The sequence below is a fragment of the Escherichia sp. HH41S genome, assembly GCF_009820115.1.
GTDB lineage: Bacteria > Pseudomonadota > Gammaproteobacteria > Enterobacterales > Enterobacteriaceae > Escherichia > Escherichia coli_F.
The window spans coordinates 1-376 of sequence record NZ_VNXE01000014.1; the positions used below are offsets into that span (position 1 = coordinate 1).

The 376-nt window shown below is 55.3% G+C and carries 1 protein-coding gene; it reads right to left on the reverse strand.

Features of this window, described 5'->3' with window-relative positions:
• Positions 1 to 376: NlpC/P60 family protein (locus tag FQZ95_RS03185; protein ID WP_160529877.1), on the reverse strand; the 376-nt coding region annotated here is incomplete at both ends.

Consider the following 376-nt stretch of genomic DNA (forward strand, 5'->3'; position numbering starts at 1 on the left):
TAAATCCCCGTAAAGGCAGATGCGCGCCATGCCCGGTGACGCCAGAGGGAGTGTGTGCGTCGCTGCCATTTGTCGGTATACCTCTCTCGTTTGCTCAGTTGTTCAGGAATATGGTGCAGCAGCTCGCCGTCACCGCAGTAAATAGCGGCATGATTCGGCACCGATGAACCAAAGCAGCACAGCAGCACATCGCCCGGCTGCGCCTCTGTCAGTGCGACACGGTAAAAACCAGTCGCCTCCATATTGTCAAGATAGAGATTCTGACCGTTACGCCACCAGTCATCCTCACGATAAAAGTCCGGCATCTCAATCCCCGCCAGATGATAAGCATCCCGGAACAGTGTGTAACAGTCCGTCACACCGTGCTCAAAGCGCC